At 60.3% G+C, this 17474-nt stretch carries 23 protein-coding genes; 4 read left to right on the top strand and 19 right to left on the bottom strand.

Annotated elements, in window-relative coordinates; translation table 11 throughout:
* Window positions 1-6: 6 nt before the first annotated feature.
* The 10 genes from glmU to EET67_RS13980 form a co-directional block, all read right to left on the bottom strand.
* A complete protein-coding gene (gene glmU, locus EET67_RS14025; protein ID WP_128626808.1) occupies window positions 7-1356 on the bottom strand; it encodes a bifunctional UDP-N-acetylglucosamine diphosphorylase/glucosamine-1-phosphate N-acetyltransferase GlmU in 1350 nt (449 codons plus the stop codon).
* Between the two features lie 96 nt (window positions 1357-1452).
* Window positions 1453-2199, bottom strand: coding sequence for a cytochrome c biogenesis CcdA family protein (locus EET67_RS14020; RefSeq protein ID WP_128626807.1), 747 nt, complete (start codon window positions 2197-2199; stop codon window positions 1453-1455).
* A 96-nt stretch (window positions 2200-2295) separates the two neighbouring features.
* Complete coding sequence (locus tag EET67_RS14015) at window positions 2296-2475, bottom strand: hypothetical protein (RefSeq protein ID WP_128626806.1); 180 nt, start codon at window positions 2473-2475, stop codon at window positions 2296-2298.
* Window positions 2476-2843: 368 nt separating this feature from the next.
* On the bottom strand, window positions 2844-3155 hold the full coding sequence (locus tag EET67_RS14010) for a hypothetical protein (protein WP_128626805.1): 312 nt from the start codon (window positions 3153-3155) through the stop codon (window positions 2844-2846).
* A 273-nt stretch (window positions 3156-3428) separates the two neighbouring features.
* On the bottom strand, window positions 3429-3662 hold the full coding sequence (locus tag EET67_RS14005; RefSeq protein WP_128626804.1) for a hypothetical protein: 234 nt from the start codon (window positions 3660-3662) through the stop codon (window positions 3429-3431).
* Between the two features lie 138 nt (window positions 3663-3800).
* A complete protein-coding gene (gene lysC, locus EET67_RS14000) occupies window positions 3801-3995 on the bottom strand; it encodes an Rz1-like lysis system protein LysC (RefSeq protein WP_128626803.1) in 195 nt (64 codons plus the stop codon).
* 10 nt (window positions 3996-4005) lie between these two features.
* Window positions 4006-4374 carry a hypothetical protein gene (locus EET67_RS13995; protein ID WP_128626802.1) on the bottom strand — a complete coding sequence of 123 codons (369 nt, stop codon included), beginning with the start codon at window positions 4372-4374 and terminating at the stop codon, window positions 4006-4008.
* Window positions 4374-4763 (bottom strand): hypothetical protein, encoded by a 390-nt coding sequence (locus tag EET67_RS13990; protein WP_128626801.1) that lies wholly within the window; start codon window positions 4761-4763, stop codon window positions 4374-4376. The genes EET67_RS13995 and EET67_RS13990 overlap by 1 nt, the downstream gene beginning before the upstream one ends.
* The gene (locus tag EET67_RS13985; protein ID WP_128626800.1) at window positions 4763-5275 is read right to left on the bottom strand and encodes a lysozyme; all 513 of its coding nucleotides are present in this window, start codon (window positions 5273-5275) and stop codon (window positions 4763-4765) included. Before EET67_RS13985 ends, EET67_RS13990 begins: the two co-directional genes overlap by 1 nt.
* Complete coding sequence (locus tag EET67_RS13980; RefSeq protein ID WP_128626799.1) at window positions 5272-5499, bottom strand: DUF7940 domain-containing protein; 228 nt, start codon at window positions 5497-5499, stop codon at window positions 5272-5274. Before EET67_RS13980 ends, EET67_RS13985 begins: the two co-directional genes overlap by 4 nt.
* A gap of 105 nt (window positions 5500-5604) precedes the next feature.
* Here EET67_RS13980 and EET67_RS13975 point away from each other — a divergent pair, with 105 nt between their 5' ends.
* From EET67_RS13975 to EET67_RS13960, 4 genes are all read left to right on the top strand, one after another.
* Window positions 5605-5829, top strand: coding sequence for a hypothetical protein (locus EET67_RS13975; RefSeq protein ID WP_128626798.1), 225 nt, complete (start codon window positions 5605-5607; stop codon window positions 5827-5829).
* A gap of 11 nt (window positions 5830-5840) precedes the next feature.
* On the top strand, window positions 5841-6149 hold the full coding sequence (locus EET67_RS13970) for a hypothetical protein (RefSeq protein WP_128626797.1): 309 nt from the start codon (window positions 5841-5843) through the stop codon (window positions 6147-6149).
* Window positions 6146-6466: a helix-turn-helix domain-containing protein gene (locus tag EET67_RS13965; RefSeq protein WP_128626796.1), complete on the top strand. Its 321-nt coding sequence runs from the start codon at window positions 6146-6148 to the stop codon at window positions 6464-6466. Before EET67_RS13970 ends, EET67_RS13965 begins: the two co-directional genes overlap by 4 nt.
* Before the next feature lie 205 nt (window positions 6467-6671).
* Complete coding sequence (locus tag EET67_RS13960) at window positions 6672-6863, top strand: Flp family type IVb pilin (RefSeq protein ID WP_128626795.1); 192 nt, start codon at window positions 6672-6674, stop codon at window positions 6861-6863.
* Window positions 6864-7104: 241 nt separating this feature from the next.
* Here the strand turns inward: EET67_RS13960 and EET67_RS13955 are convergent, their stop codons facing one another.
* The 9 genes from EET67_RS13955 to EET67_RS13915 form a co-directional block, all read right to left on the bottom strand.
* Window positions 7105-7890, bottom strand: a complete 786-nt coding sequence (locus EET67_RS13955; RefSeq protein ID WP_165899908.1) for a discoidin domain-containing protein — start codon at window positions 7888-7890, stop codon at window positions 7105-7107.
* A 117-nt stretch (window positions 7891-8007) separates the two neighbouring features.
* Window positions 8008-8433 (bottom strand): phage tail fiber protein, encoded by a 426-nt coding sequence (locus tag EET67_RS13950; RefSeq protein WP_128626793.1) that lies wholly within the window; start codon window positions 8431-8433, stop codon window positions 8008-8010.
* A gap of 17 nt (window positions 8434-8450) precedes the next feature.
* Complete coding sequence (locus EET67_RS13945; protein ID WP_128626792.1) at window positions 8451-8930, bottom strand: phage upper tail fiber protein; 480 nt, start codon at window positions 8928-8930, stop codon at window positions 8451-8453.
* A gap of 9 nt (window positions 8931-8939) precedes the next feature.
* A complete protein-coding gene (locus EET67_RS13940) occupies window positions 8940-12251 on the bottom strand; it encodes a phage tail protein (protein ID WP_128626791.1) in 3312 nt (1103 codons plus the stop codon).
* The gene (locus tag EET67_RS13935; protein WP_128626790.1) at window positions 12251-13084 is read right to left on the bottom strand and encodes a DUF2163 domain-containing protein; all 834 of its coding nucleotides are present in this window, start codon (window positions 13082-13084) and stop codon (window positions 12251-12253) included. The genes EET67_RS13940 and EET67_RS13935 overlap by 1 nt, the downstream gene beginning before the upstream one ends.
* On the bottom strand, window positions 13081-13686 hold the full coding sequence (locus tag EET67_RS13930) for a DUF2460 domain-containing protein (RefSeq protein WP_128626789.1): 606 nt from the start codon (window positions 13684-13686) through the stop codon (window positions 13081-13083). The genes EET67_RS13935 and EET67_RS13930 overlap by 4 nt, the downstream gene beginning before the upstream one ends.
* Entirely contained in the window at window positions 13676-16675 is a 3000-nt protein-coding gene (locus tag EET67_RS13925; RefSeq protein ID WP_128626788.1) for a phage tail length tape measure family protein, read from the bottom strand. Before EET67_RS13925 ends, EET67_RS13930 begins: the two co-directional genes overlap by 11 nt.
* A complete protein-coding gene (locus EET67_RS13920) occupies window positions 16672-17091 on the bottom strand; it encodes a phage tail assembly chaperone (protein WP_128626787.1) in 420 nt (139 codons plus the stop codon). Before EET67_RS13920 ends, EET67_RS13925 begins: the two co-directional genes overlap by 4 nt.
* Window positions 17007-17468, bottom strand: a complete 462-nt coding sequence (locus EET67_RS13915; protein WP_128626786.1) for a hypothetical protein — start codon at window positions 17466-17468, stop codon at window positions 17007-17009. The genes EET67_RS13920 and EET67_RS13915 overlap by 85 nt, the downstream gene beginning before the upstream one ends.
* Window positions 17469-17474: the final 6 nt, after the last annotated feature.

Here is a 17474-nt window from a genome sequence, read left to right as displayed (position 1 = left end):
AAATATCTACTTCTTGGCCGCTTTAGCGCGCTGCGTGCGCAATATCCGCGCCCTTTCTGGCAGGGTCTTCTGGCGTGCCCGGCCAAAGGCGAGTGAATCGTCAGGAACATTTTCGGTGATCACGCTGCCGGATGCGACATAAGCGCCGTCGCCAATGGTCACCGGCGCCACCAGAGCCGAATTCGAGCCTATGAAGGCGCCCGCTCCGATATCGGTGAAGAATTTGGAATAGCCGTCATAATTGCAGGTAATGGTGCCAGCACCGATATTGGCGCCAGCGCCGATACGCGCATCGCCGATATAGGTCAGGTGATTGACCTTGGCACCGGCCTCCACTGTGGCCTTTTTGACTTCGCAGAAATTGCCGACCTTGGCCTTTTCCTTTAAGTCGGCCCCCGGCCGCAGCCGCGCAAAGGGGCCGACATCCGCACCGGGGCCGACACTTGCACCTTCAAGATGGCAGAATGCGTGGATATTCGCGCCTTCCGCCACCTTGACGCCCGGACCAAACCATACATTGGGCTCCACGATCGTCTCAGGTCCGATCTCGGTATCATACGAGAAGAACACCGTTTCGGGCGCAATCAATGTGACGCCGGCCAGCATCATCCTGCGGCGTGCACGTTTTTGCCAGATCGCCTCAGCCTGCGCGAGTTCGGCACGATTGTTGATGCCGAGCGCATTTTCGAAGCTTGCCTCGGTCGCGACTACCTTCAGCCCGGCCTTTTGCGCGATCTCCACGACATCGGTGAGATAATACTCGCCCTTGGCATTGGCATTGCCGATCCTGTCGAGCATTTCCAATGCGTGGCGCCCGGCAATGGCCATAAGGCCGCTATTGCAGAAATTGATGCGCCGCTCTTCTTCCGAGCAGTCCTTGTCCTCGCGAATGGCAACCAGTTCGCCACCCTGCTCGATCAGCCGGCCGTAGCCGGACGGATTGTCGGTACGAAAGCCCATGACGACCACCGCCGCGCCCTGCGCCAGCTTCGCCCGCGCTGCCATCAGTGCCTCGGCTTCAATGAGCGGCGTATCGCCGAACATCACCAGGATGTCGTCATAGCCACGCTTGATGGCGGACCTGGCTGCCAGAACGGCATGCGCAGTGCCAAGCCGCTGCTCCTGGACGAAGGTCTCGGCATCGACGGCAAGATCGGAAATCGCCTGGCGTAGCTTGTCGGCGCCATATCCGATCACCATCGACAGGTCTCCACCACCGGCATGTCGGGCGGCCTTCGCCACATGGGCGAGCATCGGCAGGCCGGCGATCTTGTGCAACACCTTGGGCGTCGCGCTTTTCATGCGCGTGCCTTCACCGGCGGCAAGGATGATAGACAGGCAGGATCTTTCGGTCATGACGGTTTCCGGAAATGGAAGAATCGCGCAGTTCTAGCATTGGCGGCTTCGCGGACCAATGCGGCCGAATTTCGGAGCCTGCTTCTGTTACACACCCTAGCCGAGCGTGCCAAGGACAGGGAAGGTCTCAAGCAGCCAGTAAGACGCGCTTTGGATGCCGCCTGTGAGGAAGAACACACCTGCCAGCACCAGCAGCGCGCCGATCGCCTTTTCGACGCGACTAAGATGCACGCGGAACCGGCCGAGAAACCGCATGAAAGCGCCAGAAAACAACGCTGCCAACAGAAACGGGATGCCGAGCCCAAGCGAATAAGCGGCAAGCAGCAGGGCCCCCTCGCTCACGGTTTCGCGTCCGCCGGCAAGCGTCAGGATAGGCCCGAGCACCGGTCCGATGCAGGGCGTCCAGCCAAAGGCAAAGGCAAGCCCCATCACATAGGCCGCGGTCGTGCTTGCTGGCTTCCCTTGCGATTGGAAGCGCGCCTCACGCGAAAGAAAGGGGATTTTCAGGACACCCAGAAAATTCAACCCCATCAGGATGATGAGCACGCCTGCCGCCATGGCGAGCGGCTCCTGCCACACCCGCAGCAGGCGCCCGATGGTAGAGGCCCCGGCCCCCAGCGCAACGAACACCGTGGAAAAGCCAAGAACGAAGGCGAGAGATGTCACCAGCAGGGCATTGCGCGTGCCGGCCTTGACCGTACGATTTGCACCGGCGCGAAAATCATCGACCGAAACACCAGCCATATAGCACAGATAGGGCGGCACCAGCGGCAGCACGCAGGGCGAAAGGAAAGAGAGCGCCCCGGCCCCGATCGCACTGAAATACCCTACATCCAACGCCATGTTTTTCCGCTGTTTCAAACCTTTTTCACCTGCGGATAGCCTATAGACGGCGCCACGCCTTTGCTCCAATCACGACTGCGTGGCAGATCGTCGCCTTTAGCGCTGAACCATGAAGTCGCTGAGGCGCCAATTGGTCGGCTGATCGCACAGGCCGGCCTCGAAGGGCTTGTCGTTGCAATTCCAGCGATAGCTCGATGCTTGGGGAACCGTTTGGGGAACCGTCTGGCAACCAGCGATCGCTATCGTAAGGACTGTCAGAATCAGGGATCGTTGCATCGGTCATCTCCAGTCGAGCCTGCATCATGCTAGATAGGCCGTGACAGGTCGATATTCCACGAGTGCGCGCAACCCGGCAAAGGGAGATACTCCCCAGAGCACTCAACATACTGAAATCAGGAAATGGTGGGCTGGATGGGAGCTTGTCTCTTGTTGATTTTCAAGCCCTTAGCGAAAAGTGGGACCGCCCAATTTCGCCGGTTTTACCCATGTTTTCCACAGAAATAGTCCCACTTTTTTAGGGTGGCGCGGCGGTTAAATCTCCGGTGTGACAGGCCGGTACAAAGCCCAGCGAGATCAATGGACGTTTCGAATTTCCGCCGAGGCTAATTGTCGGCAAAAACCGGCAAAGTTGAAACTGCCCTCGTCTAATCTTCCCGCCAAATCGGTATGCGCTGGATCTTGATCGCTACCAGGCGACGGATGCGGAGGCCGACCGCTTCCTTGCCGGTTGGCGAGAACGATTCGACGCTCATCAGCCCAGTATGGCCCTGCTCGCACTTCATGCGCCGAGCGAGATCGTCGGTGTCCATGTCGCCGAATATCTGGATCAGATCGTCCGGCCGGTAGTTGTGCGAGCGCTTGCAATATCGGCACGTCACTCGGACAAGCCGGATGCCACCCTCGTTGAGACGAGAGAGCGGGTAGTCGTTTTTCTTTGGCCAATACGGGTCCGGCATGACGAGAACGAATTAGGAACAAATGCCCATTGCCGTCAAGGTGAGGCGAGCTCCCGCCAATGAAAAAGGCCCGACGCCTCGGGTGAAGCGACGGGCCTGTTACCTGAGCCACCTGGTCAGGGCGGGATGGTACTCGATACATTCCACCACGATCAGAATGCGGCGTCGTGGTTAATTCCGGATTAAGCTGCACCTTTTCGGCCGCACATAAAGGCGGCGGGTGATGACCTTGCCGGGAGGATGGTGCTTGGTCATGCGTGCTCCTTTCGCTGGTTATTGTGCTTGGCCTTTGACTGCCATCCAGATCAGGCCGAGGACGCCTGCCGTGACAATACCGATCGCGGTCATGAGGGATTGGCGCTTGATGGTTTCGGTCGATGTTCGCCAGCTTCGCAGATGCTGGAAATCCTTCTGAGCCTCCAGAGGATCATCCGCCTCGATCCCGATGCGGGTGAGTGTTTCCGTGACTGTTTCCGCCACGATCCGGCGAATATCAGCTTCGTTCATGGCGCCCCGGCCCTTCTGATGTTGCACTGTAAGGAAAAGGGAACCATTGCCGGGCTATGCACTTTGCCAGCCATCGGTGATCCCGCATTGATCATTGGTGGTCAGTCGGGCGCTGCTCCAACAGCTACCCGGCCCGCTTTAAGGCTGCGCCTCGCTCCATTCGCGAATGCCGTCGATCTGAGCGGCGCAGCGGCGCAAAGCGTCTTCGTTCGCGTCGCCACGCTTCACAAAATCTTCCGTCGTGGCCGGCCCGCCCTTCTTGCGCCATTGCTTGAGACAGGGCTGGATAAGCGCATCAGGAACCTTTTCCCGCACAATCTCTGTCTGGACCACGACGCGCGGATCAACGGTCGTACAACCTGCGAAGAGCATCAGGGACAGGAGCGCGCAGGTAATCGCGAACGGTTTCATCGGCGTCTTCCAGTTCGTTTCGGGATTCGGTGAGGTCAAGCAGTTCGGCGTTGGCATCGGCCAGCTTCTTCGCCAGTTCGGCCGTTAGCCTGTCATTGCGCTCTGCTTCGGCACGCAGGCGGCCGATTGCGGCTTGCTGGGCCTTGTTGACGGCTTCTGCCGTTTCCAGCGCTGCACTGGCTTTCGCCGCAGCGGCGCGCGCATCAAAGGCCTGGCCGCGATACCAGAGCGCGACGATGCCGAGAGCAAGGAAGGCAACCAGGATCAGCCCGGCGAGGATGAGGCGGAGTTGACCGAGCATCAATCTTCGCTCCTGACGGCCCGCATGCCGAGCGCGTGGCGCATGCCTTTGTGCCTCTCGTTCGCCCACGTCTGCGGCTGGAACTTAAAGTCGATCGGCAGGTCAGTCTGCGCCTTCAGCCAGTCGGAGATTGCCACCGTGTGGAGCAGCCATTTCAGGTCATGCTCGAATACACGTAGATCAGCCTGCGGAAACTCCCGCTGGAAGGCCTCATCATCGAGGATCATGACCACATCGACGTCGCGCCAGTCGGGGCGCTCGATCGCACTGCCGACGAGGTAGCAGCCGAAGGCCTCGCCATAGGCTTCGTTCAGATGCATGCAGGCAAGGTCGAGCTTGAAGACCGCCGGCACGCCGACATAGGAGGCTTTCTTGCGGGTCCCAGCCATCACCGCAGCCCCTCCAGGCACAGTTCGAGCTCGCCCATCCGGTTTGCATCGCCGAACTCACGGCGCTTCTTGAGGCCAAGGATGACCTTGCCGCCGGCGCGGTTGAACCACGTCATTGCATGGCAGGAGCCCTTGAAATCGCCGGCTCGCGCCCGTTTGGCGGCGGTAGACGAGCACGCCGCACCGACGCCAATATTGTAGGCCTCGTCCAGCATGGCTCCCTGCCAGCCGAGAGGAGCTTTGTCGAAGCCTCGAATGCATCGGGTCAACGGCTGGTGAAAATCATTCTCCAGCCGCTCCAGCAGCATTTCCTTGCACTCGGCATCGGTCTTCACCATGCCGGGCTTCACGCTCAGGGTTTCACCCGTGCAGATCGTCCAGACGCTGCCGAGCCGATCCCAATAGGCTTTGTTGACGGTGCCTTCCCATGGCTCGGTCAAATAGGTCGCTGTCATAGCGACCAGACCGATGATGGCACCGCTGGCCAGCGCCTTACGCGCGCGGGCGCTCATTCCTTCGGCTCCTTCGACAAACCCTCTTGCGCCACGACGCGGGCAAGGAGCGCAGCCGCAGCGACAAAGCCGGACGCTGCAGCGAACACACCGGACGGAAGATCGATGATGCCTTCCAGCATCGGCAGCGCGACTTCACCGCCAGACAGCAGCGCGGCAATGATGATGAGACGGACGGACCAGGCGCGCGTCAGCACCGCCCGCCAGTTCGATAGCAGGGTCATGTTCGGTTTCCTTTATTTTCTCGCTTGATCTTTCCTGTCGATTTCCCTATATTGTTTTTATCGCCTAAGGGAATTGGCCATTAGGTGGCAATGAGGAAACCTCAGATGATCTTCGAAACCTTCACCCAGAAAGAAATCGTCAAAGTTCTGGACCGCGCCGCTAACCGTTCAATGGTTCCGGCTACCGGCAAACAGACATGGTTCCTCGCCGGGTTGCTCTTGAAGACCGGCCAGGAGCAGGCAGAGCGTGAAATCCAGCCCTTCTTGCTCGGAGAATGCGCCCTCGACAAGCGCATGGCTTCCGATCTTATCGGTATGTTCAAGAATTGAAGGGAACGACGATGAACACTCCCGACCGTTTCGACATTCGCGTGCGCGAATACAATTTCGGCTCTGCCCCTCGCCTTGACGGTGAAACCGCATGGTATCGGGCCATGACCTCCGGCCCCGATAACAGGTTGATCGAGTCGCCCATCCGTTTTCGCAGGGCAATTGAGGCCGCGCAGGAGGCGGCCCGCATGGACTACGATCGCTGTGGCGGGGAACTGGCGAGCCGCAGCGCGATTGTCGCCACAGGTCACATCGGACCTCGCCCGGCTGGTACGCCGCGTCACCTCGTGCGCGTCTCCTACAGGCCGAGGTTCAGGTGAGAACCATTTCAGACGACATGCCGGCGCGTGGCCGGCCCGTAGTGCCGGCCAGCGTCATCACGCGCATGATAGAGATGCGCCGCGCCGGCGCCTCGATCCAACAAATCGCAGATGCCACGGCTGTAGCTAAATCGGCCGTGCATCGCCACGTCGCCAGCGTCAAGCGCGACAACCGGCTATTGCCGGCCCCTGCCCCGGAATGGCTGGGAGAGGCGCAAGCCATGCTTAGGGCCGGGATGACCGCGAACCAGATCGCGAAGGCACTCGGCCTTCATTCTTCGCGGGTATACCGAGTATTAAAGAAATTCTCTGCTTAGGCCGGGTTAAGCCTACCTCTTCCGAAGTAATTCGCGACATGGTTAAAACGCCGAAATCCGTTTGCGATCAGGCGGTTAGCTTTCCCGTGCCAAGTCGAACAAAGTTAACCCTTTGTTAAAACCGTTTGACAGCGAGCAAGCGTTAAGAATTAATTCACCACGACGAGAGGTTTCGTCGGGTGAATTGTAAAAGGGGGTTTTCCTTATGCGTAAGGTACTTGATATCGCGAAGCGCTTCCGCGACGATGAAGATGGCGCGGCAATGGTCGAGTATACGATCTTGCTGGGCATCATCACGGCCGTGGTCATCACGAGCGTCATCGCTGTCGGCACTTGGGTGGGCGGACAGTGGACATTCCTTCAAGGCAAACTTGAGTCGGTACCGGATCCTGTCTAATACTTCGAGCGCCATTAAGGCTTGAACCCCGAGCCGGCGCACGAGAATGGCGAGCTCCCCGCATTGGAACTGCTGGGCTCGCCATTTTCCTTTGAAGTAATTCCGAAGCTGCGATGGACAGGATCGTTATACCAGCACTCTATCTACTGACTGGCGTCGCACTCGGTGTGATGTCAGCCCTTTGGTATTACACACCAGCCGAGATCACATACAGTGATGGAAGGGTGCTAGCCCAATCGGATTAAAGCGAAAAAGTTCTTTCTTCGCCAACTCCCCATGCGGTCTGGCCCGTGACAGATCGCAACACATCCCACGCCGCACCGTCATTCGAGCCCTCAATGGTGAAGTCTTTCGGTGCCTGTGAAAAAACAGTGAAACCGTTACCTTGACGAGCCACCATCCTAAGCTCAACTGGTGCGGCGGAATTTCCGGTGCCGAGATCGTATTGCAGCCAGTGCGGAGGCGCGACATTGGCAGACAGCCACGACGTCGAGGATGTATTGCCGTCGAATGCGTTGGTGGCTCCCAATAGTTCGGTACTGCCAGAAGCCAAACCGCCCGTCGCAACCGATGGACCTCCGGCTGTTTCCGCCCAATAAAGTTCGGTAATACGGCTCTGGTTAGCGCCGTCATTGGCCGTGACACGGACCCGAAGATATCGGTAACCGACCGGCGTTTCGATCGACAGATCGCCGGCCATTGCGGATACGCCAGCGACCGCACCAGCAAACCGCCTTGTGATCGTTGGAGCGCCCGAGAAGGTCGACAGGCTGTCCACTGCGCCTGCCACGGCACGTTTGACCGATAGGCCACCCGCCAGAGCCGCACTGGACGCCATGTCACCGGCAAATCCGCCTGCCCGGAGATTGCCCTGCAGGGCCGACGACGCGGGAAGCGCACCGGCAAAGCCGCGCCTGATGCCGAGTGTTCCAGATACTGCACTGGCCGCCGCAATCGCAGCTTCCAGCTTGCGCGTGACGGCCATGCCACCGGACAGGCCAGACAGAGCGGCAAGCGTGCCCTCCATCGTGCCAGACGAATCCTCCGGCCATATCTTCGTGGCACCGAGATACAGCGCTTTAACCGGTGTCGAGCCGAGATAAAGCGCCTTGACCGGCTGACCGCCTACGCGCAACGGCATGGTTTAATCCAGGCTGATGGTGAGAGCGCCAGCGGCGAACTCGGCCGGATCGCCATTCAGCACCGGCTTCGCCACGGTGAGCGCGCCGGCCCCGATCATGTTGCCGAGCGTGGCGGCGTCATACAGCGCGAAATGCGTGAGATTGGCTCCGGCCAGCCAGTCGGCCGTCGCGGTCGGAAACGTCACGGCATTGGCGTTGGCGACAACACTCGGATCGGCCGTGGTTGCCGCTGCCCAATCCACCGCCGCAGTGGCGACACGCGCATAGCTGCCGGTTGATGGTTCGGTGACACCCGTTCCATCCTCAGCCGGCGCCGTGCTGGACAGCGCGACATAGATGGTCGGTGCGACTGCAAGCGCACCGAAATCGGAGGTCTTGCCGAACAGGCTGTTGAGCAGCGCCTTGGCGCAATAGGTCGAAAAGCTCATGAGAGCGGTCCTTTCGTTCAGATGATGACGTGGAGTGTTTGGGCGTCAGGCGTGACGAGCGCGTCGTAAGCGGCCTGGCTCATTGCCGCGATATTGGCGATCCCCGATCCCGACACGGCGGCACGGCGCACATTGACGCCGTCGGACACGAGCTGCGCCGTTGTGCCGGCGGCGGCGATTGGCGCCGTTAGGCTCTGCCCGGCGATCTGCACCGTGACGGGCTGGCCGGTGTCATTGAATACCGTGAAAGGCCCGCGTTCTTCCGCTGGAACCGAGAGCGTGAATGCGCCTGAAGGTGTCCCGGTCAGAAGGAAATACGAGCCCTCCCAAAACTCGGCCGAGGTCAGAGAGCCAGACGTGCCGGTAAGCGCCTTGCTGACGAAACCGAAAGCGGCACTCTCGATCCGGTTGTCGCGGTTGTTGATGGTGGTGACGCCATTCGACACCTGTCCTGTCGCAACCGGGACCGATTGCGGTATCTTCTGCTCAATTGTCATTGATGGCCCCTAAAGCGTGGCGGTTTTCTCGGCCATGGCGCCGCGACCGACCGCAGCGCTGATCTGATGGACGCGAAATTTCAGGCTGGCGGGCATCGTGCCCCAATCGGCGGTGATGTCGGCTGCGGCATAGGTCTTCGCATTGGTCGCGGCGGTCAGCGTGCGTTTCACTGTCGACCCGTCTATGATGTCGATCTCGAACGACAGGCTGGCTTCGCCGCTGTCCGGGCTGCTTTCGAAGAACTCCCATGCGGAACGCCGCGAACGGTGATCCCAGCCAAGCACGATATCCGATCCGCTGATCTGCGCCGAAAGGTTGACCGGCGCATAAGGCGTCTCCGCAGCGCCCGAAACCACATGCGGCAGGACAACACCGCCGGCCGGATCGGCATTGAGCCCGATCGCCTTGTAATAGCGGGTCTGGTCGAGGTCGCTGACCGGATGGTTGAGCCGATGGACCCAATCCGGCGAATGAAGGATGAAGTAATCCCCTGCCACATGACTTCCGGCATGGACTTCGCTGCCGCGATAGCCGCGCACCGTCAGGCCCGACAGCGTATAGGTGCCGTCGCCGTTATCAGTGACGATTCTGAAGCCGATGCCCTCCCAGCGGCCGTCCCTGCCGATCCAGGCGAGGTTCGCCCCCTCCAGCACTTCCGCTTCCGTCTTGCTGACCAGCAGCGCGATATCACCGCTCACTGGGCGAACGGTGACGGTTGAAACCTCATCGCTGCAGAACAGCGCCGCCGGCGCCGGCAAGGCCGTGGTGCAGATGGCAATGAGACCATCGTGCGGTGCCTGATCTATCTGTGCCGTGAGCCCGCTTGCCGTCTCTCCCCGATAGAGGACGCCACCGCCCCAGTTGTCCTGCCCGCGAGCCGCTATGACGCCATACTGCACCAGCCCGGCCCCGCCGAGGTCATCGGAATACCGGACCAGCGGGATATCGAGGTGGATATACTGCGTCTGCAGCGTGACCGTGGCGAGACCGAATGGCGTCAACGATACCGCTTCAACGGTCGTCGAAACATCGATCTGGAAGTCGCGCGCCTCGATCTCCAGCACCATGGAGCGCGGATCCAGCACCACGCTTTCGACCTGGACGGTGAATGTGGTAGACCCGCTCGGCACCGTAAGCACATCACCCGGCACGAATGTCGGCTTGCCCGTTACCGAGAACGAATGCTCCCGCCGCCTCTGCTGGAGATCGAAGAACTTTTCCGCGACGAACCGCGCCGCATCTGCATCGGGCAGAACCAGCGGTGTCGATAGCTTCACCGCCGTTTGCGAATTGGTGATTGCCGGCATGGTGAAGGATACCGGCATTGCCTGATAGCCGCCCTCCTTGGAGATGTATTCCAGTTCAAGTCTGGCCGGCGTCCTTATGTCAGCCTCGTCGGTTGTTTCGACCGCAGCATCCTTGCCGGGCACGAGATCATCCAGCGTCAGCGCTGCATCGGCGACGAAACCGCCGTCGGTCGGCGCCTTCTTGAAGTAGAAGCCCGAGCCGGTGTCCGAAAAGCTAAAATTGTAGATGTCGGCGAGTGCCTGCACCGCCGAGCGGATCGGCCCGTCATTGTGGAAGACGTAGCCGTAGACGGTGAGCCCGGAGAACCCTTCGAAGATCAGTTCGTCGGGGCTGTAGCCGCCCAGCGACATGATGTCGGTGAGCATCGACTGCAGAGAGATCGCGCCGGGGATGGTGTTGGGCAGCGCGTACACCGTCCACTTCGTATCCCCGAAGCCATGAATATGAGAAAAGCGGCTCTGATCGAAGAATCCGATGTTGAAGCCAGAGAGATCGTTATCCGCAAACAGGCTGATCGACCGTGCCGCAATGTCCAGCCGATACACGTCCGACCCACCGTCGAACATGAGCACGCTGCCCGAGCGCGGGAATAGGTTCTTGGTGTAGGTGTTTTCGCCAAAGAAATACGGCACGGCCGGCGTCAGGTTATTGAGGATCGCACCGGTATCGACATTGACATATCGAATGTTGTGCGTGCCACCGATCGTCTCGGCAACGATCAGGTATCCGGTTTGAGAGTCATAATGGAGACCCGTCAACGTCCCGTTCGGGGTGAAGACGATATCGGTTGCCCACTGGTCACCATCAAAGGTGACTTCATGGACGCCATCAGACCGCGCGACGAAAAACGACTGGCTTCCACTCAGCGACCGGCCAACCGATGCTTGGATGAAGCCGAATGAACTGAGCCGCGTCGCCTCTATCGTCCCGGCCGTCAGATCGTTGACTGCGAATATGCCACTGAAACCACCGCTGGCATCACGGTCAAACCCAGCCATGAGCCATTTGTTTTCGAACCGGGCACTTTCGACCCAATCAATGGACTCGCTGGCATCCTCGCGCCATTCAGCTACGATCTCGCCGGTCAGCGTGTCATAGACCCTTGTGGGTGACGCAGCTTCGGAACCGACCGCCAGCCGAACAACGAGATATCCCGATCCTGGCAAGGCCTGGGCAAACGGCGTGCCGCTCACATAATCCGATGAATCCGCCAGCGGGACGCGATAGCGTTCGGAATGCGTCTCGATGTCCAGAACAACCAGATAGACCGATGAAATGCCCGCGATCTCGGTCCCGGTGAGCAGCTGGTAGATCACGCCGTCGATAGGATCATAGGCGGACTGATACCCGGCGGAATACTGGTCCATGGAACTGGGCGCTTGTCCGGTCCATGCGACCACCTGATTTCCACCGCTGGCCGTCGCCGCATTGGAGGTCACCGCCTTGACGCTGGGTGCCTGGTCGGCCTCATAGCCGTCCAGATAGATCATGACGAAATTCTGCCAGGACCCCGCATTCACTCCGATGACCCCGGCTGCAATGGGATCGACCGTCGTCTGCCGGCCGCCATAAAACCGGAACGTCTCACTGGCACCGATGCCATTTTCAGCATCGAACACGACCTCGTCATCGACCTCGAGCCGCACGAGCTCATAGCCGCGCTCGAACGGATCGTAGGCCAGCAGATAGCCGAGCGCCGCCACGGTTTCAGTCGTGGTGATCGGCACCTGCTTTGTGCTGGGGCCGAAACCGGAGGTCAGGCCATTCCATTCGGCCGGCACGGTTTCATAGCCGGTGACCTTGGAGACGGTACGGGCCCCACCGATGACCGGGATGCCGTCAACCTTGCCCGTCCCGATGACGATCGGGATCTGCCTTCCCAGCGCCTTCCCGGCAAAGGGTTGCGCCGGCGACGGGGCCGCGGGCTCCTCTACAGGTGGCGCACTGACGGCAAAACCGCCCCATGACGGCTTCTTGAAGCCGATGCCTTGGGCAAACCAGACCGACGACATCAGCCTGCACCCAGCATGTCACCCGGCGTCTTGTCGAAGCCGCCGAACCGGTTTTCGTTGTTGTAGAAGGCGCATGCCGGTCGCGTCAGGGCACACCCGGCATGGATGCTGAATGCATCACCCGGCTCGATATCGAACGGAAAGCCGGTCACCAGCTCCACCATGCCTGTGCCTGCAATCCAGTTCCTGACCTGACGTTTCGCCCCGGCATTGGCCCCTGACGTGAAGGTGATCGAGCCATGCAGGAAGTTGAGCCCGGATGGATTCGATACCGTGATGGTGAACCGGCTGCGGCTGATCACGGTCGCAACCGTGCCGGTTACCGTATAGGGCGCCAGGTTGACGCCGCAGCGAGGTCCGCCGAATTCGAACGGGCATTTTGTCTGAACGGTCAGCAACACGAGATCGGCCAATGCATCGGCCTTGGTGACGACCTCGATCCTGCCAGCCAGACGGTCGGTATAATCGGTCAGGCCGATGAAGCCCTGAACGATGACCTCACGGTCGACCGGATTGGTGAAATCGGCAATCCAGACTGTGACGGTTGCACCGCGCCAGGCACCAGCCTTGACATGATCGGTATAGATCGGGCCGTCTCCGTCGAACGGCAGCGCGATATCGAGCCCGGCCGGGTTGCCGCCATTTTGTATCGAGATCCGCGTCACGTCGAAGCCTGGTGAAGCTTCGAACACATCCGCGCCAACGGTCATTGTCGCATCATGATTGGTGAGCCGGACAATGGGCGTGATGCCGTTATCCAACTCGATCAGGTAGCAGCGCGTGACCTCTTCGCCGGCCAGCATGGCGGTGAGGGTCGGTGACCACGACCTCACGGGATCACCTCGACGGCCTGAATATCATCCACGTTCAAAAGCTGAGGCGTGGCGAACGGGATCGAGGCCATGAACTCGTCACCATCAAACCGCACTGGCACGTAGAATTCGAAGGAGGCGGTGACGACCTGGCCGACGCTCGGCGCGGAGACGAAGCTGATCAGGCCGGTTGCCCCCACCGTGTAATGCGTGGTTTCCGTCTGTGGCAGGTCGTCCAGAAACACGGTCAGCGTGCCGGCTTTGATGTGCCGGATCACGCGCACGTAGGGATTGACGCCAGCCGAATAGGTCTTGACGATCTGGAAATCGGTGGCCGTGCCGTCACCGATACCCAGCGGTTCGCTAACCGCGGAGAAATCCGCCCAGTCCTTCAAGAGCCACGCCTTGAGGTCGCCGCGGCGGTCGAACCAGAAACCGCGCAACTCGTCGATCAGGTCGCGCTTCCGATTTTCTTGAGACCAACTATAGCGGTGTATGGCAATTGCACGGTTCTGCAAACGCCGTTCCCGACCGGTGATCGCCGAAACCTTGTCAGTTGAGAAGGTCGGCCCGCCACGGAAGCCGAGCGCGACCCGCTCCGACAGGATGACATTATCGACCATGGTAGGCCCTCATGCCTGCATTGACGCCACGGGCAGCAGCTTGCGACATCTCTGCCCGGCTCTGCGGTGACAGACGTCCATCGCTCTGCGTCGTGACGTTGAGATTGATATTGACCTCGATCGGACGCTGATCGCCGCCGCTCATCGCGTCCGACACCGCCCTGCGCTGTTCTGGCGTGAACACGCCCACGGCCTCATCAGGTCGCTTGAAGAACTCGACGCGTTGCGTATCGCCAGGCGAGATAAAGCCGCCCGTCGCGAAGCCCATGCCGCGAACATTGCCATAAACAGCGTAATTGGCGATCTGGCGTGGCCCCATGGCGAGCGCATCGATACCGAGCCGGCTGCTTGCCCCCAAGGCTGCATAATTCGCCCGCGCCGCCTCATAGGCAGCCAGCCAGGCGGCGTCATCTCGTGTCCGATCGGCTGCACCCGATGACGATCCGCCGGACGATGACCGTGCAAAGGAAGACGCCGCGCCGTCCATGTCTTCCAATGCACCGAAGGTCTTGCGGGTATTTCCCTCGATGTTGAGCAGCGTCGTGTAGACGCGATCATGCTCCCGCGTCGAACCGGCCGGCGACAATGCGTTGCCGATCGCGCCCATCTGGTCACGGCGGAAGATGCCAACCGCTTCCTCCGGGCTCTTGAAAAACTCCACCTTCTGAGTGTCGCCAGGATGGATGAAGCCGCCTGATGCGAAGCCGCGAACGACCGGAGGATATGGATTCCCAGTCTCCGCCCGGTTCTTGCGATAGGCTTCCTGGTACATCTCGGCCGTGACCGGCACATTGGAGGTGATGACCGGTGACTTGTGTTCCGATCTGAAGACGTTCACCGTCTTGCCACCGCCGACGTCATATTGTGTCTGGGAAAAGCCGTTCTCGAAACCGGTCCCGCCATAGCGCGTCACGCCGACCGTGCTGCTGGCGCCGCCGGCGCTCGGCACGTCATAATCGGAGCGGGACGCACCGCCGCCTGCATTTACCGTCTTGATGGTGATTGTGACAGTTCGGTCGGGAATGCTCTTTATGGCTTTCGACAGGCTATCGACATGTGATTCCGCGCGCCGTGTTTCGACCTGCAGAGCGACAAAGCGGTTGAGAACACGATTGACCTCCGCTTCCGTGGCTCCGGTCGCGATAAGGCTCGCTCGCGCATCCTCGATCGCCGCCTTCACCTGCTGCGAGGAAATGCTGGCACCCGACAAAGAGCGCGTCACGCCGTCCAGCGCGGCTTCTGCATCACGGATCAGCCCAGCGTCGCCGGCAATCACGCTCCCGAGCGAAAAACCTTCGGCTGCGGATTTCAGATCATCCAGCCGCGCCTTTGCCGCAGAAAGCTCCTCATTCCGCGCGATAAACTCGGAAATGCCGTCAAGTTTGGCCGAGCGCATCGCCTCGCTGACATTGATGATGCTGCCCGCCACTGACTGCGCCGAACTGGCGAATTGCGGTGCGGCTCGGGTGAATGAGCCCAAGCCTTTCAGCGAGGTATCCCAGAACGCATCAAAGCGATCTATATCTTCTGGCCGCGGCGTCGGGATCGGCACATTCGCACCGGCTTCCCGGTTTTCGATGCGGCGCAGCGCATCCTGATAGGCTGCAAAAGCATCGTCTTTTGCCTCACGGCCGGAAGCCTTGGCCGTTGCGCGGCGGTAGCTTTCCAAGGCCTGTTCACGATCGCTGAGCGACGGCAATGCGATCTTGTTGAGCGCGTCGATCTCTTTCCGGAAATCAGTAAACCGCTTGGCGTTGCGGGTCGCGGCCTCACCGAGTGAATCGATCTCGCCCAGCGCTTTCTGAGCGGACAGGCCGTCGATTGCATCCTGGCTTTCGACGATTGACCGGGCCAAGGCGCGCTGATCTTCCGTCGCTCTTGGGTCGATCTGGAACTTCGACCATGTGTCGATGAACTCTTTGACCTTCGGCGTGCCCGCCGCGATTGAACGCTCCAACTCATCGACTGAAGCGCGCATATCAGCAAAGAGAGGCGTGGCCGGGCCGAACTCGCTCGCCGACCGCCCAAGCAGATCGCGCAACAATGATGTTGCCGAACCTCGCAGGGCACCGCCAAAGTCTTCAGCTGCAGCAGCCTTACGGGCAGCCTCCATTGCGCGGGTTTCGGCGATATAGCCTTGGGCGCCCTCGGCCGCCTCGCCATACCTGTCCTTCAGGCTGGCAATCAGATCGCCGTGCTGCTTCAGCAGTTCGTTGACGTTCGAAATATCCTCTTCCGAGTTGAAAAAATACTGGATGGCCGCAGCGGTCAGACCGGTCAGGCCGAGCGTGACAAGGCTGACCGGGCTGATCAGCGATAGGAATGCCGAGCCCAAGGTGCGAACCGCACCGGCCGCCCCCATGGGGCCAAGCACCGCTTGCAACTGCGTACCCTGCTGCAGGGCAATCTGCAGTGGGCTCATCCCCATCGCCGAGGTAACAGCGATATCCTGGAACTGCGCGGCAATGTTGGCCGTGGCAAAGCCTGAGCCGAACTGCAAACCAGTCGCTGACCTGTTCATGTTCACACTAGCAAGCCGCTGCGTTGCCGAGGCGGCCTGATTGGCCGCTATGGTCTGGGCGGCCAGACGTGTATTGAAGGCAGCAACTGCCTGCGACAGCGAATGATAGCCTTGTTCAGCCAGATCGGTGGCATTTGCAGTCATGCCGAAACGCTTGTTCATGCCGGCAAGAATGGCATCGGCCTGCGCCATCGTCGCCTTGCCGGAATCCAGCGCACGTCCGAGCTGACGCAGACCGCGCTGGAACTGCTCTTCCGAGCGGTAGCCTTCAACATACTGTCGTGACAGCCGCGCCAGCACGTCGCCGGACGTGCTGATCTTGGCATCAGTAGCGGCGACAGCCTGTCCGACTGCCGCACTGCCTGCAGCGCCCACCTTGTCGGCAGCCGCCTTGGCATTCATCCCCGCGACATATTTCGAGGCATCCATCTCCGCCATGACGCGGAGGCTGGAAAGTTGAACTGTCACTTGTCAGCCTCCCTTTTCTTCGCCTCTTCGGCCACGAATTGCAGCCATTCGGCATCGATTGCGGTCATGAAGGTGAGGAACCGGTCGAAGGCTTCGCCCTCGATACAGTAGCGGCGCGCATAGGCGTCGATGGCAAGAAACGAGATCGCAGTCTCGCCGCCGAACGCGCCATATTGGCGGTCAAAGCGCAGCGCCTCGAAGGCCCGCCAGTAGAAATCGTGCCAGAGTTCGGCCTTCGCTTCGTCCGGTCGAGCCTGGACCTTGATGAACTGCGCTTCTGCCGGGTTTTCGGCAGCCAGCTTCTTTAACCAGTTGTTCGGGCCTTCACCGGTCAGACGCCAGCGGAAGGCCCTTCGGAGTTTTTTGCCGCATCCTTGACGAATTCGACGTTGCGCTTGCCGACACGGCCGGCGCACCAATAGATCATCGAGCGAAGCACCCGATGCTCTTCCGCCGCCGTGACCGTGGCTGCAACTTCTGGCGAATAGGTGACGTCGAGGCCACGCCAGCCCAGAAGCAGATGCTCAACCGCAAGCTTTCCCTCGATCTGCGCCGCAATATCGGCAGGCACATCGTCCTTTGGATAGTCCTTTTTCAGGCGTTCAAGCTCAGCCTGTCGCGCCGTCACATAGGGCGGGTAGTTGGTGGAGCGGACATGGAAAGCGAGGCCCGGAAGCGACGTCAGTTCCATCGGCTTTTCCGGGTTGAGGCCGTGCCATTCTTTCGGCTCGATCCATTCGCCGTCGCGTTCCTTGGTGAGGTCAGCCGCAAGGCTGCCAAGCTTGATCGTCATGATATG

The sequence above is a fragment of the Borborobacter arsenicus genome, assembly GCF_003934165.1.
GTDB classification, from domain to species: domain Bacteria; phylum Pseudomonadota; class Alphaproteobacteria; order Rhizobiales; family Rhizobiaceae; genus Pseudaminobacter; species Pseudaminobacter arsenicus.
The sequence above is the reverse complement of the archived record's forward strand: the minus strand, read 5'-3'. Positions and strand labels throughout refer to the sequence as shown.